The sequence below is a fragment of the Cupriavidus sp. C1SS-2L genome, assembly GCF_057073735.1.
Genome location: NZ_CP172708.1, coordinates 211,609 through 236,077, shown reverse-complemented (window position 1 = coordinate 236,077; position 24,469 = coordinate 211,609). Strand labels below are relative to the sequence as shown.

At 65.9% G+C, this 24,469-nt stretch carries 21 protein-coding genes and 1 riboswitch; of the genes, 9 read left to right on the top strand and 12 right to left on the bottom strand.

Annotation, left to right across the window (positions count from 1 at the left end; genetic code table 11):
• Positions 1–9: 9 nt before the first annotated feature.
• Positions 10–1,218, bottom strand: a complete 1,209-nt coding sequence (locus ACIGJG_RS01045) for an FAD-dependent oxidoreductase (protein ID WP_011296396.1) — start codon at positions 1,216–1,218, stop codon at positions 10–12.
• Between the two features lie 128 nt (positions 1,219–1,346).
• Positions 1,347–3,227 (bottom strand): phosphomethylpyrimidine synthase ThiC, encoded by a 1,881-nt coding sequence (thiC, locus tag ACIGJG_RS01040; RefSeq protein WP_011296395.1) that lies wholly within the window; start codon positions 3,225–3,227, stop codon positions 1,347–1,349.
• A 100-nt stretch (positions 3,228–3,327) separates the two neighbouring features.
• Positions 3,328–3,430, bottom strand: a riboswitch (TPP riboswitch).
• Positions 3,431–3,629: 199 nt separating this feature from the next.
• Between thiC and ACIGJG_RS01035 the strand changes: the two genes are divergently transcribed.
• Positions 3,630–5,291, top strand: a complete 1,662-nt coding sequence (locus ACIGJG_RS01035) for an acyl-CoA dehydrogenase family protein (RefSeq protein WP_483672663.1) — start codon at positions 3,630–3,632, stop codon at positions 5,289–5,291.
• A gap of 15 nt (positions 5,292–5,306) precedes the next feature.
• Here the strand turns inward: ACIGJG_RS01035 and ACIGJG_RS01030 are convergent, their stop codons facing one another.
• From ACIGJG_RS01030 to metK, 3 genes are all read right to left on the bottom strand, one after another.
• Positions 5,307–6,986 carry a GMC family oxidoreductase gene (locus tag ACIGJG_RS01030; RefSeq protein ID WP_011296393.1) on the bottom strand — a complete coding sequence of 560 codons (1,680 nt, stop codon included), beginning with the start codon at positions 6,984–6,986 and terminating at the stop codon, positions 5,307–5,309.
• A gap of 157 nt (positions 6,987–7,143) precedes the next feature.
• Positions 7,144–8,061 carry a Kdo hydroxylase KdoO gene (kdoO, locus tag ACIGJG_RS01025; RefSeq protein WP_011296392.1) on the bottom strand — a complete coding sequence of 306 codons (918 nt, stop codon included), beginning with the start codon at positions 8,059–8,061 and terminating at the stop codon, positions 7,144–7,146.
• Positions 8,062–8,205: 144 nt separating this feature from the next.
• Positions 8,206–9,369, bottom strand: a complete 1,164-nt coding sequence (gene metK, locus ACIGJG_RS01020; RefSeq protein WP_011296391.1) for a methionine adenosyltransferase — start codon at positions 9,367–9,369, stop codon at positions 8,206–8,208.
• Positions 9,370–9,680: 311 nt separating this feature from the next.
• On the opposite strand from metK, the gene ACIGJG_RS01015 reads away from it, so the two are divergent.
• The 4 genes from ACIGJG_RS01015 to ACIGJG_RS01000 all read left to right on the top strand — a co-directional run bounded on the left by ACIGJG_RS01015 (position 9,681) and on the right by ACIGJG_RS01000 (position 13,286).
• Entirely contained in the window at positions 9,681–10,568 is an 888-nt protein-coding gene (locus tag ACIGJG_RS01015; protein ID WP_011296390.1) for a lysophospholipid acyltransferase family protein, read from the top strand.
• Entirely contained in the window at positions 10,565–11,458 is an 894-nt protein-coding gene (locus ACIGJG_RS01010; RefSeq protein WP_140949357.1) for a lipid A biosynthesis lauroyl acyltransferase, read from the top strand. The genes ACIGJG_RS01015 and ACIGJG_RS01010 overlap by 4 nt, the downstream gene beginning before the upstream one ends.
• 43 nt (positions 11,459–11,501) lie before the next feature.
• Entirely contained in the window at positions 11,502–12,368 is an 867-nt protein-coding gene (dapF, locus tag ACIGJG_RS01005) for a diaminopimelate epimerase (RefSeq protein ID WP_011296388.1), read from the top strand.
• 108 nt (positions 12,369–12,476) lie between these two features.
• Positions 12,477–13,286: a polyphosphate kinase 2 family protein gene (locus ACIGJG_RS01000; RefSeq protein WP_011296387.1), complete on the top strand. Its 810-nt coding sequence runs from the start codon at positions 12,477–12,479 to the stop codon at positions 13,284–13,286.
• Between the two features lie 25 nt (positions 13,287–13,311).
• Here the strand turns inward: ACIGJG_RS01000 and ACIGJG_RS00995 are convergent, their stop codons facing one another.
• Together ACIGJG_RS00995 and pyrE are read right to left on the bottom strand one after the other, a co-directional pair.
• Positions 13,312–14,493 carry a patatin-like phospholipase family protein gene (locus tag ACIGJG_RS00995; RefSeq protein ID WP_373460830.1) on the bottom strand — a complete coding sequence of 394 codons (1,182 nt, stop codon included), beginning with the start codon at positions 14,491–14,493 and terminating at the stop codon, positions 13,312–13,314.
• Positions 14,494–14,687: 194 nt separating this feature from the next.
• A complete protein-coding gene (pyrE, locus tag ACIGJG_RS00990) occupies positions 14,688–15,389 on the bottom strand; it encodes an orotate phosphoribosyltransferase (RefSeq protein ID WP_011296385.1) in 702 nt (233 codons plus the stop codon).
• A 32-nt stretch (positions 15,390–15,421) separates the two neighbouring features.
• On the opposite strand from pyrE, the gene ACIGJG_RS00985 reads away from it, so the two are divergent.
• Both ACIGJG_RS00985 and argC read left to right on the top strand, forming a co-directional pair.
• Positions 15,422–16,198 carry an exodeoxyribonuclease III gene (locus ACIGJG_RS00985; protein ID WP_011296384.1) on the top strand — a complete coding sequence of 259 codons (777 nt, stop codon included), beginning with the start codon at positions 15,422–15,424 and terminating at the stop codon, positions 16,196–16,198.
• A gap of 200 nt (positions 16,199–16,398) precedes the next feature.
• Positions 16,399–17,346 carry an N-acetyl-gamma-glutamyl-phosphate reductase gene (argC, locus tag ACIGJG_RS00980; RefSeq protein ID WP_011296383.1) on the top strand — a complete coding sequence of 316 codons (948 nt, stop codon included), beginning with the start codon at positions 16,399–16,401 and terminating at the stop codon, positions 17,344–17,346.
• A 62-nt stretch (positions 17,347–17,408) separates the two neighbouring features.
• Here the strand turns inward: argC and ACIGJG_RS00975 are convergent, their stop codons facing one another.
• Positions 17,409–18,368: a M48 family metallopeptidase gene (locus ACIGJG_RS00975; RefSeq protein ID WP_220631219.1), complete on the bottom strand. Its 960-nt coding sequence runs from the start codon at positions 18,366–18,368 to the stop codon at positions 17,409–17,411.
• 121 nt (positions 18,369–18,489) lie between these two features.
• On the opposite strand from ACIGJG_RS00975, the gene ACIGJG_RS00970 reads away from it, so the two are divergent.
• Positions 18,490–19,749: a muropeptide transporter gene (locus tag ACIGJG_RS00970; RefSeq protein WP_011296381.1), complete on the top strand. Its 1,260-nt coding sequence runs from the start codon at positions 18,490–18,492 to the stop codon at positions 19,747–19,749.
• Positions 19,750–19,767: 18 nt separating this feature from the next.
• On the opposite strand, the gene ACIGJG_RS00965 is transcribed toward ACIGJG_RS00970, so the two are convergent.
• Positions 19,768–20,622, bottom strand: coding sequence for an acyl-CoA thioesterase (locus ACIGJG_RS00965; protein ID WP_041679448.1), 855 nt, complete (start codon positions 20,620–20,622; stop codon positions 19,768–19,770).
• Positions 20,623–20,696: 74 nt separating this feature from the next.
• Positions 20,697–21,584, bottom strand: a complete 888-nt coding sequence (locus tag ACIGJG_RS00960; protein ID WP_011296379.1) for a DMT family transporter — start codon at positions 21,582–21,584, stop codon at positions 20,697–20,699.
• Between the two features lie 111 nt (positions 21,585–21,695).
• Between ACIGJG_RS00960 and ACIGJG_RS00955 the strand changes: the two genes are divergently transcribed.
• The gene (locus ACIGJG_RS00955; RefSeq protein ID WP_483672662.1) at positions 21,696–22,604 is read left to right on the top strand and encodes a LysR family transcriptional regulator; all 909 of its coding nucleotides are present in this window, start codon (positions 21,696–21,698) and stop codon (positions 22,602–22,604) included.
• A gap of 22 nt (positions 22,605–22,626) precedes the next feature.
• Here the strand turns inward: ACIGJG_RS00955 and metW are convergent, their stop codons facing one another.
• Complete coding sequence (metW, locus tag ACIGJG_RS00950) at positions 22,627–23,238, bottom strand: methionine biosynthesis protein MetW (protein ID WP_011296377.1); 612 nt, start codon at positions 23,236–23,238, stop codon at positions 22,627–22,629.
• On the bottom strand, positions 23,235–24,407 hold the full coding sequence (gene metX, locus ACIGJG_RS00945) for a homoserine O-succinyltransferase MetX (protein ID WP_011296376.1): 1,173 nt from the start codon (positions 24,405–24,407) through the stop codon (positions 23,235–23,237). Before metX ends, metW begins: the two co-directional genes overlap by 4 nt.
• Between the last annotated feature and the right edge of the window lie 62 nt (positions 24,408–24,469).

Genomic DNA, 24,469 nt, shown 5'->3' with positions numbered 1-24,469 from the left:
GGTTCAGCATCAGTGCAGCAGGCCGGTGGGGCCCACAGGGGCTTCGGCAAGCGCGGGGGTTTCCGTCACGGCGTCGATCATGCCGGGCCAGCGCAGCGCGGACGGCACCGCATGGGCGGCCGGGTCATCGTTGAGCAGCGCATTCACCACCTCGCACGCCGCCTCGGTCACCGCGGGCGCGATCAGGAAACCGTGCCGGTACAGCCCGTTCACGCGTACCACGCGGGCCTGCTGGTCTACGCGGATCGCGGGCAGGTGATCGGGACGCGTGGGACGGCGCTGCACGTTGAGTTCGAGCACGCGCGCCTCCCCAAATGCCGGGTGCAGGGAGTGCGCGGCCGACAGCAGTTCCAGCGCGGAACGCACGCTCATCGGCGAATCGTCCTCGCTCTCGAGTTCGGTGGCGCCGATCACGTACAGGTCGTTGGGCTTCGGTGCGATGTAGATCGGATAACGCGGATGCAGCAGGCGCACAGGACGGTGCAGCTTCACGTCTGGCGCATGCACCCGCACGACTTCGCCACGCAGCCCGCGCAAGCCAGGCATCGCGCCGCGGCCGTCCTTGCCGGGCTCCGCAGGCCATGCGGCGCGCGCGCCCAGACCGCGGCAATCCAGCACCACGCGCGCACGAATGCCGAGCGATGGCAGCGTGGCAACGTCTACATCTCCGGCTTCCCACACGCAATGCACGCCGTCGCCGACGGCGCACGACAGTAGCGCGCGCAGCGCACCGCGATTGTCGAGCTGGCCTTCGCCAGACAGCAGCAAGCCTTGCGGAAACCGTCCTGCCAGCGCGGGTTCCACCTCGCCCACGCCCTTGCCGTCGAGCGCGCGCATGCGCTGCGCCACGAGTTCCGGCGGGGACACCGCGCGCACGCGGCTCGTGAACAGGGACATCTCGCCGCGATCGCGCGCATGCCAGACTACGAGCGTGCCGTCCTCCTGGAAAAACACGGGTTCGCGCAACTGCATGAGCCACGCGCGCCACAGGCCGACGCTGGCAATGCCGAGATCGACAATTCGGCGCTCCGCGATCGCCGACTCCGCAAGCGGCGCGAGCATGGCGGCCGCAACGTACGCGGCGGAGCCCGAACCGTCCGGGCCGCCGCGCTCGACCAGCGCCACGCGCGCGCCCTGGCGCACGAGCAGCCAGGCGGCCAGGCGGCCGGCAAGGCCGGCACCGAGGATAGCGACATCAAAGGACTGCACTGCTGTCATGAGGTTTGTGCCGCCGGCGGCGCAATGCGCGCCGCCGCCGGCCTCCTTTTCCGGATAGCCCGTCGCGCGGGGCGCTGCGCGGCGGGCGAAAAAACGCGGGCATGGCTGCGAACCATGCCCGTACTGCCTTACGAATAGATCTTGCTGCCCTTCTTCAGGAACTCGATCGACTTCTCTTCCATGCCCTGCTGCGCTTCCTTCGGCAGCGATGCCGCGTAGTCGCGCACTTCCTGCGTGATCTTCATCGAGCAGAACTTCGGCCCGCACATCGAACAGAAGTGGGCAATCTTGGCGCCTTCGGCCGGCAGCGTGGCGTCGTGGTACGAACGTGCGCGTTCCGGATCCAGGCCGAGGTTGAACTGGTCTTCCCAGCGGAACTCGAAGCGCGCCTTCGACAGCGCGTTGTCGCGCAGCTGCGCGCCGGGCCAGCCCTTGGCCAGATCGGCGGCGTGGGCGGCGATCTTGTAGGTGATGATGCCCTCGCGCACGTCTTCCTTGTCCGGCAGGCCCAGGTGCTCCTTCGGCGTGACGTAGCACAGCATGGCCGTGCCCATCCAGCCGATGTTGGCCGCGCCGATGCCGCTGGTGATGTGGTCGTAGCCCGGGGCGATGTCGGTCACGAGCGGTCCGAGCGTGTAGAACGGTGCCTCGTAGCAGTGCTTGAGCTCTTCATCCATGTTCGCCTGGATGCGCTGCAGCGGCACGTGGCCCGGACCTTCGATCATGACCTGCACGTCGTGCTTCCATGCCTTGGCCGTCAGCTCGCCAAGCGTGCGCAGTTCGCCGAATTGCGCGTCATCGTTCGAATCCGCGATGCAACCCGGACGCAGGCCGTCGCCGAGGCTGAACGACACGTCGTACGCCTTCATGATCTCGCAGATCTCGTCGAAGTGCGTGTACAGGAAGTTCTCCTTGTGATGCGCCAGGCACCACTTGGCCATGATCGAACCGCCCCGCGAGACAATGCCCGTCACGCGGTCGGCCGTCAGCGGCACGTAGCGCAGCAGCACGCCGGCATGGATCGTGAAGTAGTCCACGCCCTGCTCGGCCTGCTCGATCAGCGTGTCGCGGAACATCTCCCAGGTCAGGTCCTCGGCGATGCCGCCGGTCTTGTCGAGCGCCTGGTAGATCGGCACCGTGCCGATAGGCACCGGCGAATTGCGCAGGATCCATTCGCGCGTTTCATGGATGTGCTTGCCGGTCGACAGGTCCATGATGGTGTCGGCGCCCCAGCGGATCGACCACACCATCTTTTCCACTTCCTCGGCCAGCGACGACGTCACGGCGGAGTTGCCCAGGTTGCCGTTGATCTTGACGCGGAAATTGCGCCCGATCGCCATCGGCTCCAGCTCGGTGTGGTTGATGTTGGCGGGGATGATCGCGCGACCCGTGGCAATCTCGTTGCGCACGAATTCCGGCGTGATGTCTTCCGGACGCAGCGGCAGGCCGGCGCCCAGCGCATTGCCCGGGTGCTGGCGCAGCAGCGCCTTGTATTCGGGCTTGTCGTACAGCGCCTGCAGGTTCAGCGATTCGCGCAGCGCCACGTATTCCATTTCCGGCGTGATGATGCCCTTGCGCGCATAGTGCATCTGCGACACGTTGGCGCCGGCCTTCGCGCGGCGCGGGTTCGTCAGCTGGGCAAAGCGCAGGTGCGCGGTGGCCGGGTCGTTGGCACGGTCACGGCCATATTCCGACGACAGGCCGGGCAGCACTTCGGTGTCGCCGCGTTCTGCGATCCACTTTTCGCGCAGCGCCGGCAGGCCGGCCTTCAGGTCGATATGCACGTCCGGGTCGCTGTACGGGCCCGAGGTGTCGTACACGGGGATCGGCGGATTGGGCATTTCGCCCTTCTCGGTACGCGTGGACGTCTGCAGGATCGTGCGCATCGGCACGCGGATATCCGGGCGGCTGCCGGGGATGTAGGTCTTGCTGGAAGCCGGGTAGGCAAACTTCTGGTCGAGGTCGCTCTCGAGCGATTCGAATGATGCGGCGGGGGCAGTACGGGCCATGGGTGTCGTCCTCTCTCTTGCGGGGTGGACGAAACCAGGAGCCCTGTGAGCGCCGCCGGGGCCTGAGGCCGGGGAGGCGAGTCCCGGAGGGACAAGAGACTTGGTCTTGCTAGAAACTTCCCACGCCGGTACTAACCGGATCGGGTTCGAAGGGACTCTCTCAGCTCGCACGGCCCATCCGTACGGCACCCCTGTTTCATCCAACGGGGTGAATTTAAGCATAAGCACCGGGTGGGCGCCAGTGCCAGTTGCCGGTCATTTGTGGTGCCACAGCTTTGCGCTGCGGTATCGAATCACGGATGTTGCGGCGCAGTACGTGCCATAAGGGCACCACGAGGCACTCGCGCGCCGTTCTACGTGCTCTACCATGCAATCAAAGGCCAGCACAATCCAGGAGACATCATGACCGACGCCGCCACGCATCGCGTCTTCAACCAGGTGCCCGATCTCGCGCACTACAACCTGTTTGGCTGCGATCCCATCGTCGGCGACGCGCTGGAGCGCCTCGGTGGCGGGTGGCACGCGGCGGACCTGATGGCCTATGGCGCGCGGCTTGGTGAACCGGAAGTGCTCGCGTGGGGTGCCGATGCCAACCGGTACGCCCCCGAACTGCATACGTACAGCCGCACCGGCGAGCGCGTCGACCAGGTCACGTTCCACCCGAGCTGGCATGCGCTGCTGTCCCTGCTGCGCAGCCAGCAGTTGCAGGCAATGCCGTTCGCAGAACCGCGCGCCGGTGCCTGGATTGCGCGCACGGCCGGCTATTTCCTGCAGGCGCAAGTCGAGTCGGGATCACTGTGCCCGATCACCATGACCTTCGCCAGTATTCCCGTGCTACGCAAGGAAACCGCGCTGTTCGCCGACCTGGAGCCGCGCCTGTACGCGAAGAACCATGATGCGCGCGATCTGCCGTGGCGCGACAAGACCGCGATCATGATCGGCATGGGCATGACCGAGAAGCAAGGCGGCTCAGATGTGCGCGCCAACACGACGGTAGCCCATCCCTTGCGCGGCGAGGGCCGCGGCGCCGAATACCTGCTGACCGGGCACAAGTGGTTCTTCTCCGCGCCGATGTGCGACGCGCATCTGGTGGTCGCGCGCATGGGCGCCGAAGACGGCCCGCTGTCCTGCTTCTTCGTGCCGCGCTTTCGCGACGACGGCAGCAAGAACCCGATCCAGATCCAGCGCCTGAAGGACAAGCTCGGCAACCGCTCCAACAGCAGCAGCGAAGTGGAGTTCCGCGAGGCCAGCGGCATCCTGATCGGCGAGGAGGGCCGCGGCATCCCGACCATCATCGAAATGGCCACGAGCACACGGCTCGATTGCGTGATCGGCAGCGCGGCGATCCTGCGCGCAGCGTACGTGCAGGCGCTGCACCACACGCGCCACCGCGCCGCCTTCGGCAGCCTGCTCGCGGACCAGCCGCTGATGCGCAACGTGCTGGCCGACCTCGCGCTCGAAAGCGAGGCCGCCACGCTGCTGATGATGGAACTGGCCCATGCGTTCGAGCACGCCGAGACCGATCCGCTTGCCGCCGCGTGGAAGCGCGTGGTGACGCCTGCTGCCAAGTTCTGGATCTGCAAGCGAACGATCGAGGCCACCGGCGAGGCGATGGAAGTCTGGGGCGGCAACGGCTATGTCGAAGACGGCCCCATGGCACGCCTCTATCGCGAAGCGCCGGTCAATTCGATCTGGGAAGGATCGGGCAACATCATGTGCCTGGACGTACTGCGCGCGATCCAGCGCACGCCCGACGACGCAGCGCGCCTGCTGCATGACCTGTCCCGGCGCGCCGCGGCGCATCCTGCGGTTCGCGCCGAACTGGCATCGCTGCAGGCCATGCTCCGCGAGCCCGCGGAACAGCTTGAGGCCCATGCGCGGCGCTTTGCGCAGGGACTTGTACTGACCGCGCAGTCCGCCCTGATGCTCGCACATGCAGACGCCGAGAATGCCGAAGCGTTCGTCGCAAGCCGGCTCGGCCGGCAGCACGGGCGCGTGTTCGGCACGCTCGACATGGAGCCCGAAGTGCTGAAACGCGTATTCGAACGCGGCTGGACCGCGTGAAACCCGCGAAGCGACTCAGGCCTCCATCGGCTCGCGAATCCTGAGCAGTACGCGCGGCGCATAGCGGATCAGGTCATGCGCGCGCTCGCCGATCATGATGGCGGGTGCATTGGTATTGCCGCCGATCAGCGTCGGCATGATCGACGCATCGACCACGCGCAGACCTTCCACACCGCGCACGCGCAATTGCGGATCGACCACCGCCATTGCGTCCATGCCCATGCGGCACGTGCCCACGGGATGGTAGATGGTGTCCGCGCGTTCGCGGATCATCTCGCGCACGGCCGCGTCGTCGCTGTCGTCGGCACGCAGGTGCGCGGAATACAACTCGCGCCCGCCGAAGCACAGAAGCTGCGGCTGATTGAAGATCCGGCGCACGATTTTCACGCCGGCCACCATATCGTCCAGGTCGCGCGGATCTGACAAGTAGCCGGGATCGATGCACGGCGGCTGCCGCATATCGGGCGAATCGAGCCGGACTTCACCGCGGCTGCGCGGACGCAGCACGCACACATGGCATGAATAACCGTGGCCGAAGCGGATCTTGCGCATGTGGTCGTCGGCCATGCCCACCACGAAATGCAGTTGCAGGTCCGGTTCTGCCAGGTCGGGATGGCTGCGGATGAAGCCGCCGGCCTCGGCAAAGTTGGAACTCATCATGCCCGCGCGCTCGCGCCGGTAGCGCAGCATCTCGGACAGCAAGTGCATGGCACCGCTGAGCGACAGGCCAAACAGCTCCAGCGCGGGCACGCGCTTCTGCAGGATGACGTCGAGATGGTCCTGGAGGTTGCCGCCGACACCGGGCAGGTCGTGCACCACAGCAATACCGAGATCGCGCAGGTGCGCCGCGGGGCCGATGCCGGAGGCCATCAGCAGCTGCGGCGAGCCGAAGGTGCCAGCCGACACGATGACGTCCCGACGAGCGCGAAGCAGGTGCTGGCGGCCATTGCGCACAGCCAGCACGCCTACCGCATGCCTGCCCTCGAAGACAATACGCAGCACCTGCATGCCGGTCAGCACGTGCAGGCCGGCACGTCCGCCGTTACAGGCCTTGTCGCGTGCATTGCCGCCATGCAGGTAAGCGCGCGCGGCGTTCCAGCGCTCGCCTTCGTGCTGCGTAACCTGGTACCAGCCGACGCCTTCCTGCTCCTCGCCGTTGAAATCGTCGTTGCGCGTGAAGCCGGCCTGCTGGGCGGCGTCGATGAAATGCTGGCCGAATGGATTGGGCGTGCGCAGGTCCGATACGTGGAGCGGGCCCGTGCCGCCATGCAGTGGATCCTCGTCGCTGCCGGCCACGCGCGCATTGCACTCGGCGCGGCGAAAGTACGGCAGCACATCGTCCCATGACCACCCGTCGCAGCCTGCGGCGGCCCACGCGTCGTAGTCGGCGGGGCGGCCGCGCGTGTAGATCATGGCGTTGATCGATGAGGAGCCACCGAGCCCGCGGCCCCGTGGCTGGAAGCCGCGCCTGCCGTTCAGTCCGGGCTGCGGCACGGTTTCATAGGCGTAGTTGCGGGCCCCGCCGCGCGGCAGCATGGCGCCGATGCCCGCGGGTGTGCGCACCAGCACATGGTGGTCGTGATGGCCCGCCTCGACCAGCGCGATACTGTCGCTGCCGCTGTCAGCGAGGCGCCCGGCCAGCGCACACCCCGCCGAACCCGCGCCGACAACGACATAGTCATACGTGGTTTCCATCAGTCTCCCCGCGTGTCCGGAGAGGGCGGCGGGGCGTATGCCCTCTGCCCGCCCACCCGGAAGGATGGCAGCCTGAAAACCAGTGTAGGCGCTGCCGCCGCGTGAAGTGAAGGGCGGAGGAAGCGCGCGTGGCTGGGTTACCGGGCGCGCGGCACCGTCAGGAGAGCAGCATCGGCCGGCCCAGCATGCGCGACAGCACGGCTTCCGGCGAGTGGGTGTGGTCGGAGATCGCCTTCGGGTCCAGGTAGATGGTCTGCTCCATCATCGCGCGGCCGCGCATGGCGGCGTGCAGTAACTGGTCGCTGAAAACAATCCAGGTCGAACCCGGCGGAAAGTGGAATTCCTGCTGCGGCACGCTGGCCTGGTAGTCCAGGTCGGCCTTGGCCAGGTCGTGCAGTTGCAGCATGCGGTGGTCGTATTCCGAACGCGTGCGCTTGGTGATGTGCAGCAGCTTCATCAGCGCCGCCTGCCCCGGCCACATGCCGTGGGTCTTCGGCACGAAGCGTTGCGCAAAATCGGCAAACGGCTCGCCCACGCGCCACACGCGCGGCGCTTCGGGGTCGATGTTGTGGAACACGCGCAGCAGGCGCTTGCCCAGCAGCGGGTTCGACGGGAAGGAATCGACGTGCAGGCGCGTGTCGTCCTTGCGCCAGCTCACGGCGCGGCCGGCGATCTGGCTCGGGCGCAGCGACGTGCCCGCGCGCGTCATGTACGGGGCGTACTCCGGGAACAGCGACAGCACCAGCTTTTCGCTGAAATCGGCGTAGCGGCGGATCAGGCGGTACAGATCGGCGCGATCCTGCTCGCTGCCCTGCGCCCCACGCACCGCGGTGTCGCCCGCGCGCAGGTTGATGTTCTTGGATTTGCCGTCCGAATAGCGGCTGTCGAGGAAGCGCTCCTCGCCCGGCTCGAAACGGAAGTGCAGATCGGGGAAATAGAGCACCGCGCCCTGCTCCAGCTGGCGGCGCAGGTCCGCTTTGGTTGCGCCATCCACCTCCGGCGACCAGTCGGTGTACGGCTGCGGGCGGATCAGGTCGAGTTTGGCTGAGGAAGTGGAGGCGGAAGCGGATGGCATGGGCGTTCTCGGTTTGCCGGATAGCCGGATTTTACGCGCTATTTCTGGTGACTAATTGATCACAGTCATAGCGGCCGCAAAGCGCCCAACAAAAAACCCCGCCGACCATTGGCCGGCGGGGTTTCATGCCAGAAAGGCGAATGCTTACAGACCAGCCGCTGCGCGCAGGATCGCAGCCTTGTCCGTCGCTTCCCACGAGAATTCCGGCTCTTCGCGGCCAAAGTGGCCGTAAGCGGCAGTCTTCTCGTAGATCGGGCGCAGCAGGTCGAGCATCTGCACGATGCCCTTCGGACGCAGGTCGAAGTGTTCCTGGACCAGTTCGGCGATCTTCGCGTCGGAAATCTTGCCCGTGCCTTCGGTGTAGACCGTCACGTTGATCGGACGCGCCACGCCGATGGCATAGCTCACCTGCACCTGGCACTGGCGCGCGAGGCCCGCGGCCACGACGTTCTTGGCAACGTAGCGCGCGGCGTAGGCGGCCGAACGGTCGACCTTCGACGGGTCCTTGCCCGAGAACGCACCGCCGCCGTGCGGCGAAGCGCCACCGTACGTGTCGACGATGATCTTGCGGCCGGTCAAGCCGCAATCGCCCTGCGGGCCGCCGATGACGAAGCGACCGGTCGGGTTGACCAGGTACTTGGTGTCCTTGAGCATCTCGGGCGGCAGCACCGGCTTGATGATCTCCTCGATCACCGCTTCGCGGATCTGGGCCTGGGTGATGTCCGGCGCATGCTGGGTCGACAGCACGACGGTGTCGACACTGTGCGGACGGCCGTCGACATAACGGACGGTGACCTGCGACTTGGCGTCCGGGCGCAGCCACGGCAGACGGCCATCGCGGCGCAGCTGCGACTGGCGCTCGACCAGACGGTGCGAGTAGTAGATCGGGAACGGCATCAGTTCCGGGGTCTCGTCGCAGGCGTAGCCGAACATCAGGCCCTGATCGCCGGCACCCTGGTTCAGGTAGTCGTCCGAGGCGCGGTCCACGCCCTGGGCGATGTCGGGCGACTGCTTGTCATAGGCGACCAGCACCGCGCAACCCTTGTAGTCGATGCCGTACTCGGTGTTGTCGTAGCCGATGCGCTTGATCGTGTCGCGCGCGACCTGGATGTAGTCGACGTTGGCCGTGGTGGTGATTTCCCCGGCCAGCACGACCAGCCCGGTGTTGCAGAGCGTCTCGGCAGCCACACGCGCGTACTTGTCCTGCGCCAGGATGGCATCGAGGACGGCGTCGGAAATCTGGTCTGCGACCTTGTCGGGATGGCCTTCGGAGACGGACTCCGAAGTGAAAAGGAAGTCGTTTGCCACGAACTTGTTCTCCAGGTTGGCTATTGCGTGCCACCCTGTCGGGTCATGGCGGCGACGCTTTAGCGGTATTTTCAGGCCGCTCGGTTAGAGCGGTATCGCCCCGCAAGTTGTCAGTTAACTCGGCGATACACGCTATTATACGCGCCTGCCGGCACAATGCAGCCTGTGGCCCAAGGGCCACCGTGCGCCGGCGCACGCCGATCCGATCCATGGTTAGCGGCAGGAATCCTACGGATCCTTAGCCCTGAACGACGGCTTGCTCCAGCATTGATGACCCTTTCCACAAGGGACCCGACATCCACCGCCACGCAATGACTTTCCTGTTCTGGCTGATCTCCCGCTTGCCGCTGCGCCTGCTCCAGGCCGTGGGCGGTGCGCTCGGACTGCTGGCAGCGCGTGTGCCGGGGCGTTATGGACGTCGGCTGCGAGAGAACTTCCTGCTCGCGTTCCCGGACGCGACCGAACAGATGATTGCCGAAGCGGCCCGCTCGAGCGGCCGGATGATCCTGGAAATGCCGTACTTCTGGAGCCGAAAGACCATCGCCGCGCGCCTGTACGGCTTTGACGATTACCTGTGGCCGGAACTGGAAAAGCTTCAGGCCCGCGGCAACGGCATCATCATCCTGACGCCTCACCTGGGCTGCTTCGAGGTGCTGCCGCAATCGCATGCGCTCTTGCGCCCCGTTACCGCCCTGTTCAAGCCGCCGCACCAGGCGTGGCTGCGCGACTGGATCGAACGCATGCGCACCCGGCCCAATTTGGCAATGGCGCCGGCAACGCCGCGCGGCGTGCGCATGCTGGTGAAAGCGCTCAAGCGGGGCCAGGCTGTCGGCATCCTTCCTGACCAGGTACCGAGCGGCGGCGAAGGCAACTGGGCGCCGTTCTTCGGCAAACCCGCCTATACCATGGCGCTGGTCCACCGCCTGCAGCAACTGACCAGAGCGCCGGTTGTCGCCATCTTCGGCGAACGGCTCCCTCGCGGCGCTGGCTACCGCGGCCATCTGTGCGTCATCAACGATGGCGGCATGTTGCCCGAAGACCCGGCCGAAGCTGCCGCCATCATCAACCGGACCATAGAGGCACTCGTGGCCATCGCGCCCACGCAGTACCTCTGGGGCTATCACCGCTACAAGACTCCGTCCGGCGTGCAGGACCCCGATCGGGGCACGCTGGCGGCTACCGAATCCTCCCGCTCATGAGCCGTATCTTTACCTGGCTCGGCATCGGTCTGCTGACCGTGCTGGGCAAGCTGCCCTACCCGTTCGTCGCCCGTTTCGGCGAGGGGCTGGGCAGCCTGCTATATCTCTTTCCGAGCAGCCGGCGCCGGATCGTGCAGGCCAACCTGCGCGCCAGCTTTCCCGACAAGACCGAAGCCGAGATCGACACGCTGTCGCGTGATTCCTTCCGCACCGTGTTCCGCAGCTTTGCCGAGCGCGGCATCTTCTGGACCGGAAGCGAGGCACAGATGCGCCGCTGGGTGCAGATCGACGACCAGGCGGATCTGGTCGCGCTCGACGGTACACCCCACATCCTGGTCACGCTCCACCTGTCCGGCGTGGAAGCCGGTGCGATCCGCCTGACCATCCACCTGCGGGACCACGTCGGTCGTTCGGGTGCATCGCTGTACACCGCGCAGAAGAACACGCTGTTCGACGGGTTCCTCAAGCACGCACGGGGCCGCTTTGGCGCGAAGATGATCTCGCGCAACGACAGCGCGCGCGACATCCTGCGCTGCCTGAAGAAAGGCGAAGCACTGCAGCTCATCGCCGACATGGACTTCGGCGAGCGCGATTCGGAGTATGTGCCGTTCTTCGGCGTGCAGGCGCTGACGCTGACCTCGGTGTCGCGCCTGGCGCGGATGACGGGCGCCAAGGTCGTGCCGGTCTACACGGAGATGCTGCCCGACTACCAGGGCTACGTGCTTCGCATCTTGCCGGCCTGGGACAACTACCCCGGCGACAGCGTGACGGAGGACACGCGCCGCATGAACGCGTTCTTTGAAGACTGCATCCGCCCGCGCGTGGCCGAGTACTACTGGGTGCACAAGCGCTTCAAGAACCGCCCGCCCGGCGAACCGTCCATCTACTGACTACCGCCGGCAGGTCCGGCCCTGCGCGGCTACAATTCGCACCATGAAACTCCAGTTCACCAAGATGCACGGTGCCGGCAACGACTTCGTCGTGCTCGACGGCATCCACCAGAAGCTCGACCTGACCACCGAACAGTGGCGTGCGCTTGCCAGCCGGCATTTCGGCGTCGGCGCCGACCAGATGCTGATCGTGGAAAAGCCCACGCGCGAGGACGTGGATTTCCGCTACCGCATCTTCAATGCCGATGGCAGCGAGGTCGAGCACTGCGGCAATGGCGCGCGCTGCTTCGTGCGCTTCGTCACCGACAAGGGCATGACCGACAAGCGCTCGGTGCGCGTGGAGGTCATGAACGGCGTGATCACGCTGACACTGCAGGACGACGGCCAGGTCACCGTGGACATGGGCGCGCCCGAACTGGAACCGGCTCGCGTGCCGTTCCGCCCGGATGGCCTGCCAGTCCGCACGCAAGGTGAAGACATCGCCTACGGGTTGGAAATCAACGGCCGCACGGCGTGGATTTCCCCGGTGTCGATGGGCAATCCGCACGCAGTGCAGGTGGTGGACGATGTCGAGAACTTCCCGGTACTGCAGGACGGTCCGTTGATCGAACATCACGCGACGTTCCCGAACCGCGTGAACGCCGGCTTCCTGCAAGTGGTGGACCGCCATACCGCGCGCCTGCGCGTGTTCGAACGCGGCGCCGGCGAGACGCTGGCCTGCGGCACGGGCGCTTGCGCGGCCGTCGTAGCCGGCATTCGCCGCGGCCTGCTGGATTCCCCGGTCAAGGTCCACACGCACGGTGGCGACCTGAACATTGCCTGGGACGGCGGCGCCGAACCCGTGCGCATGACCGGTCCGGCTACCACCGTGTTCGAAGGCACCATTGACCTCGCCGCCCTGCCGGCCTGACTATAGGGGCCTGTGCGCCCCGCTTCGCATCCTCGTGTCCCGACTGCGGCGGGGTTCCCCGAACGTTCCGCGCGGTGCCCTGCCGCCGGACGCACCGATGGATCACCCATGCCGCTGGACGATTACCGCATCACCTCGGGCAAGCGCTTCAACCTCGCCAGCTTCGACCCGGGCAGCAAGCCCATGTCGCAAGGCGACAAAGAGACCGATCTCGCTTGCATCACGCGGCTGAGCGATGCCCTCGACGCTCAGCAAGACATCTTCTATGCCGAACACCGGCGCAAGATCCTCGTCGTCCTGCAAGGCATGGACACCAGCGGCAAGGACGGCACCGTACGTTCGGTGTTCCGCAGCTTCGATCCGCTAGGCATCCGCGTGGTGAGCTTCAAGGCGCCCACGCCCGACGAACTCGCGCGCGACTACCTGTGGCGCGTACACGTGCAGGTGCCCCGGGCTGGGGAGATCGTGCTGTTCAACCGCAGCCACTACGAAGACGTGCTGATCACGCGCGTGCACGACTGGATCGATACGCAGGAATGCGAGCGCCGCTACAAGCAGATACGCGCGTTCGAGACACTGCTGACCGAGACCGGCACCACCATCGTCAAGTGCTTCCTGCATATCTCGAAGGACGAACAAAAGGCGCGCCTCGAAGCACGCCTGGCCGACCCGAACAAGCACTGGAAATTCGACCCGACCGACCTGGCCGAGCGCAAGCACTGGAAGGCTTACATGGATGCCTATGAATCGGCCATTGCGGCCACGAGCACCCCGGAATGCCCGTGGTACATCGTGCCGGCCGATTCCAAGACCCATCGTAACCTGATGGTGGCCGAGATTCTCGCCGAGGTATTCCGCCAGCTCAAGCCGGCCTACCCGCCGGCGCGGGCCGACCTGGCGGGGATCAAGGTCGAGTAGCGCGCCGCATGACTCGAGCGCCGCATTACTCGCGGTCGCCGTTGCCGCGATGCACGTCGTGCGTGACGAACGGGCGTTCGGGGCTCGGCATGGCCAGCCAGTGCGGGTGGCGCAGCGTGTCGCGGATATCGTCCAGACCGCTGGACCAGTGTTCGTTCATGGCCAGGAGCCCAAACTGGTAGTCCTTTGCGCTGTTCTCGAACGACTTGTCGCGGTAGATAAGCTGAATCACGTTGCGGCGCGCATCACAGGCATGCTCGGCGGCGCGGCGGTACCAGTCGCTGTCGCGCTTTGACGCGGGCACCAGCGCCATCACTTCGCTGAGCATGCGGCGGTAGTTCTGCTGCTCGCGCATGTAGTCGGTGATGGTGCGGGTGCGGCTGGAATACTGGATATCCTTCTGGCGCTCGGCTACCTCGCTCAAGTCATGCGGCAGCTTGCCGCGCGCGCTCCACAGGTCGACCTGAAAGATCAATGCGTCGCGGCGCGGCTGCGCGGTAAGCACCTCGGCCAGCGGCGTGTTGGACACCAGGCCGCCGTCCCAGTAGTACTCGCCATCGATCTCCACGGCCGGGAAGCCCGGCGGCAACGCGCCCGACGCCATGAAATGCTCGGGCCGCAGCGTGTCGCGCGTGTTGTCGAAATAGGCGAAGTTGCCAGTGCGGATATTGACCGCGCCGACCGACACGCGCATTTCCTTGGGCCGGTTGATCAGGTCGAAGTCGGCGAAGCGTTCGAGCGTGGCCTTGAGCGGCGTGGTGTCGTAGTAGCTCGCTCGCGTAGGGTCGGTGTAGCGCGTCACCAGTTCCAGCCAGTTGCGCGGCATGAAGAAGCCGCGCTGGCCTTCGAACATCGCGCGCGCCGCGTGCATGCCGTCGAACCAGACGCGCAACGGCTCCGGCCAGGTATCCGCGCTGTCGAACATCGACGACTGCGACAGGCTCGGCAGCCACGGCTGCGCGCAGATGTAGTCCCAGAACGCGCGTAGCTGCTCGACGCGCCGCTCGGGCGGGTTGCCGGCAATGATCGCCGCATTCAGCGCGCCGATCGAGATGCCCGCGACCCAGTTCGGATAGATGCCGCCTTCGGCGAGCCCCTGGTAGACGCCCGCCTGATAGGCGCCGAGCGCGCCGCCGCCCTGCAGCACCAGCGCGCGCACGGCATAGGCCTCGTGTGCCGGCCGACCGGGTTCAGGACCCTTGGGCAGGTCTTCCGCCGGCCCGCATGGGTCTACCGAAGTCGCCTTGCGCTTGCGCACTGGCTTTGCGCGCCGCGCCGCCGTTTCCTGGGATTCCTGTCGCTCTTTGCCCGCCACGCCTTGCTCCTTCACAGATGGTGAATCCTGCCTTGGGCGCGGCACGCCGGCAGCCACCTCCGGTCAGCCGCGCGCCACAGTGCCGGTCAGACGCCGTAGCGCTGGCGATAGGCGGCCACAGCCTCGCGCGAGGCCGACAGCGAGGGATTGTTGGACGCGTCCAGATAGGCCAGCAGATCCTTCAGGCTGGCAATGGCGATCACGGGCACGCCGTATTCGCGCTGCACGTCCTGCACGGCCGAATGGGTGCCGATCTGGTCGGCGGTACCGCTCTTTTCCATGCGGTCCAGCGCGATCAGCACGGCGGCCGGTTCGGCGCCGGCCGCCCGGATCAGCTGCATCGATTCGCGCACCGAAGTGCCGGCGGAGATCACATCGTCGATGATGACGACCTTGCCCTGGAGCTTTGCCCCGACCAGCGTACCGCCCTCGCCATGGTCCTTGGCTTCCTTGCGGTTATAGGCGAAGCCGACGTCACGTCCCATGCCCGCCAGCGCCACTGCGGTGGCAGACGCGAGCGTGATGCCCTTGTAGGCCGGCCCGAACAGCACGTCGAACTGCACGCCCGAGGCCAGCAGGGTTTTCGCATAGAATTGCGCCACCTGGCCGAGCATGGCGCCCTGGTTGAACAGGCCGGCATTGAAGAAGTACGGCGACTTGCGGCCCGCCTTGGTGACGAATTCGCCAAAGGACAGCACGCCGGCGTCCAGCGCGAAGCGGATAAAGGTCTGGCTGAGATCCGGCTGGCCCGCCTGCTGCGTGGTCGAAGTCGTCGTCTGCTGCGTCATGCTCTTCTCTCTGAATTCAAAAATTTTCCCGCATGTTACGGATTATCAGCGCCAACCTCAACGGCATCCGCTCCGCTTCCAAGAAGGGCTTTTTCGAGTGGATGGGCAAGCAGGACGCGGACATGGTCTGCGTGCAGGAACTCAAGGCCCAGGCCGCCGACATGACCGAAGCGTTCTTGGCGCCACATGGCTACCACGGCTACTTCCACTACGCCGAGAAGAAGGGATACAGCGGTGTCGGCCTCTACACACGCCACAAGCCGGAGCGCGTGATCACGGGCTTTGGCAACCCTGAGTTCGACAGTGAAGGCCGTTACGTGGAGGTGCAGTATCCGCACCTCGCGGTGATCTCGGTCTATGTTCCGTCGGGCTCAAGCTCGGAGGAGCGCCAGCAGGCAAAGTTCCGCTTCATGGAGGCGTTCCTGCCTCACCTGTTGCAACTGAAGGCCAGTGGGCGTGAGATCGTGCTGTGCGGCGACGTGAACATCGCGCACAAGGAAATCGATATCAAGAACTGGAAGGGCAACCTGAAGAACTCGGGCTTCCTGCCGGAAGAACGGGCCTGGATCGGTCAGTTGTTCGACATGCACGGCTACGTGGACGTGTTCCGCCAGCTGGATCCCCGCCCCGAGCAATACACATGGTGGAGCAACCGCGGCCAGGCCTATGCCAAGAACGTCGGGTGGCGCATCGATTACCACCTGGCCACGCCGAAGATTGCCGGAACGGCGCATGTCTGCTCGATCTACAAGGATGAGAAGTTCAGCGACCACGCGCCGCTGTCGATCGATTACAACTATCCTCTGTGACGGGTCAGGGCGGTCATGCCGCCCTGACTTCCTCTAGCAGTTCCGGGGGGCGGTCCAGCAAGCCACTAACCCTGCCAAATCACAAGAATCCAATCGGTACAAACCCCTGCGACCCGCCCCCATCCCCGTTACAATGCAGGTTCGCCCCTGCGCCCGGCAGGGACGTTTCGCATTCCCCGCATCTCTAGAGCGAGTCCGCCATGGTTTTCAAAGTGTTCGTCGATGGTCAGGAAGGCACCACCGGTCTCCGGCTGCTTGACTATCTCTCTGGTCGTTCCGACGTCGAATTGCTGCGCATTGCTGATGACAAGCGCAAGGACCCGGCCGAGCGTGCACGCTTCCTGAATGCCGCAGACGTCGCTTTCCTGTGCCTGCCGGACGTGGCCTCGCGCGAGGCCGTGTCGCTGGTGACCAACCCGAATACCTGCGTGATCGACGCCAGCACCGCGTTCCGCACGTCAGACAGCTGGGCCTATGGCCTGCCGGAACTGGTGCGCGGCCAGCGCGAAAAGATCCGCGCGAGCAAGCGCATCGCTGTGCCGGGCTGCCATGCCAGCGCCTTCGTGCTGGCGGTGCGTCCGCTGATCGATGCCGGCGTGCTGCCGCGCGACTACCCGGTCTCGGCGTTCTCGCTGACCGGCTACAGCGGCGGCGGCAAGAAGATGATTGCCGACTTCGAAGCCGGCGGTAATCCGAAGCTGCAAAGCCCGCGCCCGTACGCGCTTGGCCTGGCGCACAAGCACCTGCCCGAAATGCGCGTGCAGGCCGGCCTGGCGGCGGAGCCTATCTTCAACCCGATCGTCGGCAACTTCTTCAAGGGCCTGGCCGTGACGGTGCCGGTCTATGCTGACCGCCTCGCGCGCAAGGTCAGCCCCGAGCAGATCGTCGACATCTACCGCGAGCACTATGAAGGCGAGCAGTTCGTGCGCGTGCTGCCGTACAACAGCGACGACAACCTCGACGATGGTTTCCTCGACGTGCAGGCCAACAACGACACCAACCGTGTCGACCTGTTCGTGTTCGGCACGCCCGATCGCCTGAATCTGGTCGCGCGCCTGGACAACCTGGGCAAGGGCGCGGCCGGCGCGGCAGTGCAATGCATGAACGTGCATGTCGGCGCCGACGAGGCGACCGGGCTGCAGGCCTGAGCGTTTCAAGGTCTCAAGTAAAAAAGCCGGCATTGCCGGCTTTTTTACTTTCTGCGGGATCATCAGCGTTTGAGCGGCCGCTGCCGGTCGTCGTCGCCGGCATCGACGGGTGCATCGCCAAGGTTGGCCATATTGGCGCGATACGGCGGCAGGCGGTCCACCGTGGTGTTGATGGCGCGCGCGTAGAGCGGCAGCACCTCGGGCATGTGCTTCTCGAGATCGGCAATTCGGGTACGCCCCGACGGGTGCGTGGACAGGAAATCCGCGCCCGACTGCGTGACCTTGGCCATCTTCTGCCACAGCGTCACGGCAGCGCGCGGGTCGTAGCCGGCGCGCGCGGCAATGTCCATGCCGATCAGGTCGGCCTCGCTTTCATCCGCACGCGAAAAGCGCAGCGTCAGCAGATGCGCGCCCGTGCCCAGCGCCATATTGCCGAGGTTGCCGAAGCCGAACAGCTGCGACACGACATTGGCGCCAAGGTTGGTAATCTCCGACTTGGCCGCGCGCTCGCGCGCATGCTCCTGCAGCGCGTGTGCGATCTCGTGGCCCATGGCCATGGCGATCTCATCGTCGGTCAGCTTGAGCTGTTCGAGCAGGCCCGTGTAGAACGCGATCTTGCCGCCCGGCATGCAGAACGCATTGACCTGCTTCGAGCCAATCAGGTTGATTTCCCACTGCCACTGGCGCGCGCGTTCGTTCCAGCGCGTGGTCTCCGGCAGCAGCCGCTTGCCGATAGCACGCAGGCGCTGCAGCTGCGCATTGCTGTCGCCAGCGAGCGCATGCTTGGCGATCGCTTCTTGCTTGATCTGCTCGTACTCCTGCGCGGCCTGCTGCTCGATCACCTCGACCGGTACGATGTTTTTCACCGCCGATCCGCCACGCTGCAAGCGGATGCCATCCTCCTGTCCGGGATCCTGCTGGGCCAGTGCCAACGGCGCCATGCTCATCGCCGCGCCCATGGACAACGCACAGGCCATGCGGGACAGGACAGGACGCGGAACACCTGGCAGGTGGCGGGACATGTTCGGTTCCTTGGGGGCAGTAGGGAAAGCCGGGAGCAGTCTTGGACAGAGGGGGCAAACGGGTGATGCAATAATACACGGCGCCTGCGCAGCCGCGCGGCGCCATCCGCCCACGCCATCCATGAATTTCCAGGACTATCTCGACATCTTCCGAAACCGCCGCATCGGCGCCATGCTGGCGCTGGGCTTCGCCTCAGGACTGCCGCTGGCGCTCACGTCCGGCACGCTGCAGGCCTGGATGACGGTCGAAGGGCTCGATATCAAAACCATCGGCTTCTTCTCGCTGGTGGGCCAGGCCTACATCTTCAAATTCCTGTGGGCGCCTCTGATGGACCGCTACACGCCGCCGCTGATGGGCCGGCGCAAGGGCTGGCTGCTGGTCACGCAGATCGGGCTCGTGATCGGCATTGGCGCGATGGCATTCTGCCCGCCGCGCGAAGCGCTGTGGACGCTGGCGGCGCTGGCTACGCTCGTGGCGTTCCTGTCGGCCTCGCAGGACATCGTGTTCGATGCCTACAGCACCGACGTGCTGCGCCCGGCCGAACGCGGCGCCGGCGCGGCCGTCAAGGTGCTCGGCTACCGGCTGGCGATGCTGGTCTCGGGCGGTCTAGCGCTTTGGCTGGCAGACCGCGTGATGGGCTGGCCGCAGATGTACCTGCTGATGGCCGCGCTGATGGGCGTCGGCATGGTCACGCTGCTGTGGGCGCCCGAGCCCGACGTGCCCGCGCGTGCGCCGCGCTCCCTCGAAGAAGCCATCGTCGGCCCCCTGCGCGACTTCTTCTCGCGCCCCGGCGCATGGTGGCTGTTGCTGCTGATCGTGCTGTACAAGCTTGGCGACGCGTTCGCCGGCAGCCTCTCCACGACGTTCCTGATCCGCGGTGTCGGCTTTTCCGCCGGCGAAGTCGGCATCGTCAACAAGACGCTCGGACTGGCCGCGACCATCGTCGGCGCGCTGTTCGGCGGCACGCTGATGGTGCGGCTCGGGCTGTATCGTTCCCTGATGCTGTTCGGCCTGCTGCAGGCCATATCCAACCTCGGCTACTGGATCCTGTCGGTGACGCCGCCGCACCTGTGGTCGATGGGCGCCACCATCGCGGTCGAAAACCTCTGCGGCGGCATGGGCACGGCGGCGTTCGTCGCGCTGCTGATGACGCTGTGCAACCGCTCATTCTCGGCCACGCAGTACGCGCTGCTGTCGGCGCTGGCGTCGGTGGGCCGCGTCTACGTCGGACCGACCTCCGGCTATATGGTCGAAGCCTGGGGCTGGGCGCCCTTCTACCTGGGCACGGTGCTGGTGGCATTGCCCGGCGTGCTGCTGCTCTGGGCCATGCGCCACACCGTCCATCGCTACGAAGCCCAGGCGCGCGAAGCGATTGCCTGATCGGCGTAGCCGGCAGCCTTATTCCTTGTAGTAGACGATCTGGTGCGACGTGGCGAGCAACTCGCCACCCGCGCTCCAGACCTGCGCGCTTTGATCGAAAAAGCCCTGCCGGAACACCTGCGCCTGGGCGCTGCACAGCACGTGGCTGTCGCCGAGCGCGGCCAGCGTGGCAGCATCGGCATGGAAATAGGTGGTCAGCGACACTGTGCCCGCTGGCACGAAGCCAGCGCGCTTGAGGAAGATGCGCGGATAGAAGCTGTCGCACCACGCCGCCACGGCAGCGAAGTCTGGTGTGCGCGCCGGTTCGTCGCGCAGCCAGAACTGAGTGAGGCTGTCAGGATGCTCCGTGCCCGGCTCCGTCGTCGGCTTGGCGCCGCGGAACGGACGCATGTCATAGGACTTGAGCCAGCGCACCGGCGCAAAACCCGCCATCGGCGGAACTTCGTGTGCGGGCGGTGCCTCTGGTCGCGAGGCTTCCCCGCAAGCCCAGGTCTCGCGCCGCACGGAAAACACCGCGGTCGCCGTGGTCGCCACCGCATCGCCCTGCCGCAACGCGATCTGCCAGTGCTGGGTCGAGCGATTCGTACGCGTCGGACGCGCTTCGATCTCGAACGGCCCTTCGGCAATCGGGCCGGCGAAGTTGACCGTCAGCGCAAGCGGATCGCCAAGCCGCTCCGGATGCCGCAGGGCCGCCTGCAGCAGTGTGGCCGCCGTGATGCCTCCAAACGGCCCGATCATGTTCCAGTAGGCCGGCGTAGTACGGCCCAGATAGCAGTGTTCGCCTGCGCGCTCGAGCACAAGCGCATCGTCGAAGGGATGAAGCAGCGTGCCGGCGGCGGTGGCGGCGTTGACAGTCTGGGGCGCGGTGGTCATAGCAAATAGCACGGTCGTTCGATTACCCTGCCTACATTAGCCGTAGTCAGGGTTCGCGTCAATGCATATCCGCGTCAGCCTCGGGCACGCGTTCGCAGCGGCACGCTCCAGCCGAGCTGGTTCGCGATCACGCCAAGCAGCACCAACGCCATGCCGGCGAGCTGCAGCGGCCCAAGCACCACATCGAACACCGCCACATCAATGACGATCGCGACCAGTGGGTAGATGAACGACAGCGTCGCGATCGACACCACACTCAGCCGCTGGAACGCGCCATACAGCAGCGTGTACATCACGCCCGTGTGGATCAACCCGAGCGCGAGCAGCGCGCCCCATGCCTGCCCCGTCAAGGTGCCCACTGCCGGATGCGCCAGCGGTGCCAGCATCAGCACGCCGATCACCATCTGCAGCCCTGCGATCTGGCCCGGCGGAATGCCCTGCAGCCGCCGCGTCGCCATGGTGGTGATCGCATACAACAGCGCCGCCAGCATGGCCAGCCCGATACCAGCCAGCATCGCCGTCCCCTGCGCGCCGTGCTCCAGCCCCGTGATCAGCATCACGCCAGCAAATGCCAGCAGCAGCCATGGCAACCGGCCGAAGGGAAACGGCTCGCGCTGGAACACCGCAGTCAGGATCAGCAGGAAGAACGGCTGCGTGTGATAGACCACGGTCGCGATCGAGATCCCGCTATACGCATAGGCCGAAAACAGGCACAGCCAGTTGAGGATCAGAGTGACGCCGCCCAGCGCGAGCCAGCCCATGCGCGCGTTGTCCATGCGCACCCAGCCGCGCTGCAGCGTCAGCACGCTCAGCAGCGACGCGCCGCCGAGCAAGCAGCGGAAGAACACCACGTCGATGGTCGGCTGGCCGCTGGTGACGACGAACCAGCCGATGGTGCCCGACAACGCCATCGCGGCGACCATGCGCCACGTACCGCCTGTGCCTGCTTGTTGATTGCCCATGAAGTGCTCCGCAGAATCTTTGCGTGCATTGTTCCATCATGATCAGAGATCAACAATCCCGCAAGAACTCAATTAGTATTTGACTCTAAGTCAAAGAATGGGGAGACCCGGATGCAGGCTGCGCCACTCAATGCCATGGCCGTGTTCGCGCGCGTGGTGGAATGCGGCAGCTTCTCCGCCGCCGCGCAGGATCTCGGCATGACGCCTTCGGCGGTCAGCCGGCATGTATCGCGGCTCGAAGCCACGCTTGGTGCCAGCCTGCTGCAGAGGACCACACGGGCTTTTGCGCTGACTGAACTTGGCCATGCCGTCTACGCGGCCAGCGCCCGCATGTCGGCAGCCGCGCGCGAAGTCACCGCACTTGGCACCGACCATACCGGCGAGCCGCATGGCGTACTGCGCGTCAGCGCGTCGGTCGTATTCGGCCAGGCGTGGCTGGCACCCCGCCTTCCCGCGCTGCTGGAGCGCTATCCGGCCCTGGAACTCCAGCTGACGCTGGTTGATCGCATGGTCGATCTGGTAGAGGAAGGACTCGACGTCGCGATCCGCATCGCGCGCGAACTGCCGCCTGGGCTGGTGGCGCGGCCGTTACGCCCGGTGCGCTACCAGCTCGTCGCCTCGCCGGGATGGTTGCGGCTACATGACGCACCAGCAAGCCCGGAAGAGCTGCCGCACACGCGCTGCGTGTACCTTGGGTATGGCGCGTTCGGCGAGCGTTGGTCGTTGCGGCACAAGACTTCGGGCGATGATGTCACCGTGCGCATTCCGCCACGCTTCACAGTCAACAACAGCATGGCCATCGTCGCGATGGTCGAGCGCGATGCCGGTATAGGCCTCGTGCCAGATTTCTCCGCAGCCGCGGGCCTCGCCGACGGCCGGCTGGTCACGGTGCTGGACGACTGGGACATCCTGGAGCCGTACATCGGTACGGCCTACGCCGTGTACACCCCGACGCGGCACGTGGCGCCCAAGGTGCGCGCGTTCGTCGACTATCTGGTGGCCACGACCGCCGAGCGCTGACCGCCCGGCGTTCGCGCGTCGCTCAGGCCGAGCAGACCCGGTACACCGCGAGGCTGCCGCGCCAGTTCACGCCCCAGTTCACGGTGATGCCTTCGTGCATGACCACGCGGTCGACAATGCGCAGGCCCACCTTGGGCGCCAGCGCCTCGAAATCGCTGATGGTCAGCACGCGCACGTTCGGCGTGTTGTACCACTGGTACGGCAGCGACTCCGACACCGGCATGCGGCCGCGGAACACCGACAGCCGATGCGGCCAGTAGCCGAAGTTCGGGAAGGAGACGATGCACTCGCGCCCCACGCGCAGCGTGTCGCGCAGCACCTGAGCGGTGTTGTGGATGGTCTGCAGCGTCTGCGACAGGATTACCGTATCGAAGCTCTTGTCCTCGAACAGCGCAAGACCGCCTTCCAGGTTCTGCTGGATGACATGCACGCCTTTCTGCGCGCACGCAAGCACGCCTTCGTCCTGGATCTCGATGCCATAGGCCTGCACGTCGAGCTCGTCCTGCAGCACGCGCAGCAGGCTGCCGTCGCCGCAGCCGAGGTCGAGCACGGTGGAATTAGGCTCGATCCAGCGAGCGATCGCGCGGAAGTCCGGACGCAGCGCGAGGATATTCGGATTGGCCAGGGCGTTCATGCGCCGATCTCCTCTGCAATGCGGTCGTAGTAAGCGCGCATCAGGTTGTGGTAGCGCGGATCGTCGAGCAGGAATGCATCGTGGCCGTGCGGGGCGTCAATCTCGGCGTACGAGACCGGGCGCTTGTTGTCGAGCAGCGCCTTGACCAGTTCGCGGCTGCGGTTCGGCGCAAAGCGCCAGTCGGTGGTAAAGCTCGCGACGAGGAAGCTCGCCTGCGTCTGCGCCATCGCGCGCGTGAGGTCGCCGCCATAGGCCAGTGCCGGGTCGAAATAGTCGAGCGCGCGCGTGATCAGCAGGTAGGTGTTCGCGTCGAAATACTCGGCAAACTTGTCGCCCTGGTAGCGCAGGTAGCTCTCGACCTGGAACTCGACATCGAACGAGAAGCGGATGTCCTCGGTCTTCAGCTCGCGGCCGAATTTCTCGGCCATGTCCTCGTCCGACAGGTAAGTGATATGGCCGATCATGCGGGCCACGCGCAGGCCGCGCTTTGGCTTCACGCCATGCGCGTAGTAGTTGCCGCCGTGAAAATCCGGGTCCGACAGGATCGAGCTGCGCGCGACCTCGTTGAACGCAATGTTCTGCGCCGAAAGCTTGGGGGTCGATGCGACCACGATGCAGTGGCGCAGCCGCTGCGGATACATCAGGCTCCAGGCCACCGCCTGCATGCCGCCCAGGCTGCCGCCCATCACCGCGGCGAACTGCGTGATGCCGAACACATCCGCCACCCGCGCCTGTGCGTTGACCCAGTCCTCGACGGTCACCACGGGAAACGCCGCACCATAAGGCTCGCCCGTGGCAGGGTTGGTGCTCATCGGGCCCGTGGACCCGAAACACGAACCCAGGTTGTTCACGCCGATGACGAAGAAGCGGTTGGTGTCGAGCGGCTTGCCGGGACCGACCATGTTGTCCCACCAGCCCACGTCGCGCGGATCGTCCGCATAGACGCCCGCCACATGGTGCGACGCGTTCAGCGCGTGGCAGACCAGCACGGCATTGGAGCGGTCGGCGTTGAGCGTGCCGTAGGTCTCGACCATCAGGTCGTACCCGGCGATCGACGAGCCGTTGCGCAGCTTCAGCGGCTCCTGGAAATGCATACGCTGCGGCGTGACGACGCCGACGGAATCGTTCGGCAGCGTGAGCGCGGCAGGCGGCAAGGCGACATCTGTCATGGAATCGGCCCGCGCGAAGCAGGCATAAAAAAACCCGACCGGCAGTGCGTGTGAAGCGTCGC

Bases quoted from the DNA above. Each gene is read 5' to 3' on its own strand.
- ACIGJG_RS01045 (WP_011296396.1), bottom strand. From the start codon at position 1,218: ATGACAGCAGTGCAGTCCTTTGATGTCGCTATCCTCGGTGCCGGCCTT.
- ACIGJG_RS00965 (WP_041679448.1), bottom strand. From the start codon at position 20,622: ATGACCACCGCGCCCCAGACTGTCAACGCCGCCACCGCCGCCGGCACG.
- argC (WP_011296383.1), top strand. From the start codon at position 16,399: ATGGTTTTCAAAGTGTTCGTCGATGGTCAGGAAGGCACCACCGGTCTC.
- ACIGJG_RS00985 (WP_011296384.1), top strand. From the start codon at position 15,422: ATGTTACGGATTATCAGCGCCAACCTCAACGGCATCCGCTCCGCTTCC.
- ACIGJG_RS01000 (WP_011296387.1), top strand. From the start codon at position 12,477: ATGCCGCTGGACGATTACCGCATCACCTCGGGCAAGCGCTTCAACCTC.
- ACIGJG_RS01015 (WP_011296390.1), top strand. From the start codon at position 9,681: ATGACTTTCCTGTTCTGGCTGATCTCCCGCTTGCCGCTGCGCCTGCTC.
- ACIGJG_RS01035 (WP_483672663.1), top strand. From the start codon at position 3,630: ATGACCGACGCCGCCACGCATCGCGTCTTCAACCAGGTGCCCGATCTC.
- ACIGJG_RS00970 (WP_011296381.1), top strand. From the start codon at position 18,490: ATGAATTTCCAGGACTATCTCGACATCTTCCGAAACCGCCGCATCGGC.
- pyrE (WP_011296385.1), bottom strand. From the start codon at position 15,389: ATGACGCAGCAGACGACGACTTCGACCACGCAGCAGGCGGGCCAGCCG.
- ACIGJG_RS01010 (WP_140949357.1), top strand. From the start codon at position 10,565: ATGAGCCGTATCTTTACCTGGCTCGGCATCGGTCTGCTGACCGTGCTG.
- ACIGJG_RS00955 (WP_483672662.1), top strand. From the start codon at position 21,696: ATGCAGGCTGCGCCACTCAATGCCATGGCCGTGTTCGCGCGCGTGGTG.
- thiC (WP_011296395.1), bottom strand. From the start codon at position 3,227: ATGGCCCGTACTGCCCCCGCCGCATCATTCGAATCGCTCGAGAGCGAC.
- ACIGJG_RS01030 (WP_011296393.1), bottom strand. From the start codon at position 6,986: ATGGAAACCACGTATGACTATGTCGTTGTCGGCGCGGGTTCGGCGGGG.
- metW (WP_011296377.1), bottom strand. From the start codon at position 23,238: ATGAACGCCCTGGCCAATCCGAATATCCTCGCGCTGCGTCCGGACTTC.
- kdoO (WP_011296392.1), bottom strand. From the start codon at position 8,061: ATGCCATCCGCTTCCGCCTCCACTTCCTCAGCCAAACTCGACCTGATC.
- ACIGJG_RS00975 (WP_220631219.1), bottom strand. From the start codon at position 18,368: ATGTCCCGCCACCTGCCAGGTGTTCCGCGTCCTGTCCTGTCCCGCATG.
- ACIGJG_RS00960 (WP_011296379.1), bottom strand. From the start codon at position 21,584: ATGGGCAATCAACAAGCAGGCACAGGCGGTACGTGGCGCATGGTCGCC.
- dapF (WP_011296388.1), top strand. From the start codon at position 11,502: ATGAAACTCCAGTTCACCAAGATGCACGGTGCCGGCAACGACTTCGTC.
- metX (WP_011296376.1), bottom strand. From the start codon at position 24,407: ATGACAGATGTCGCCTTGCCGCCTGCCGCGCTCACGCTGCCGAACGAT.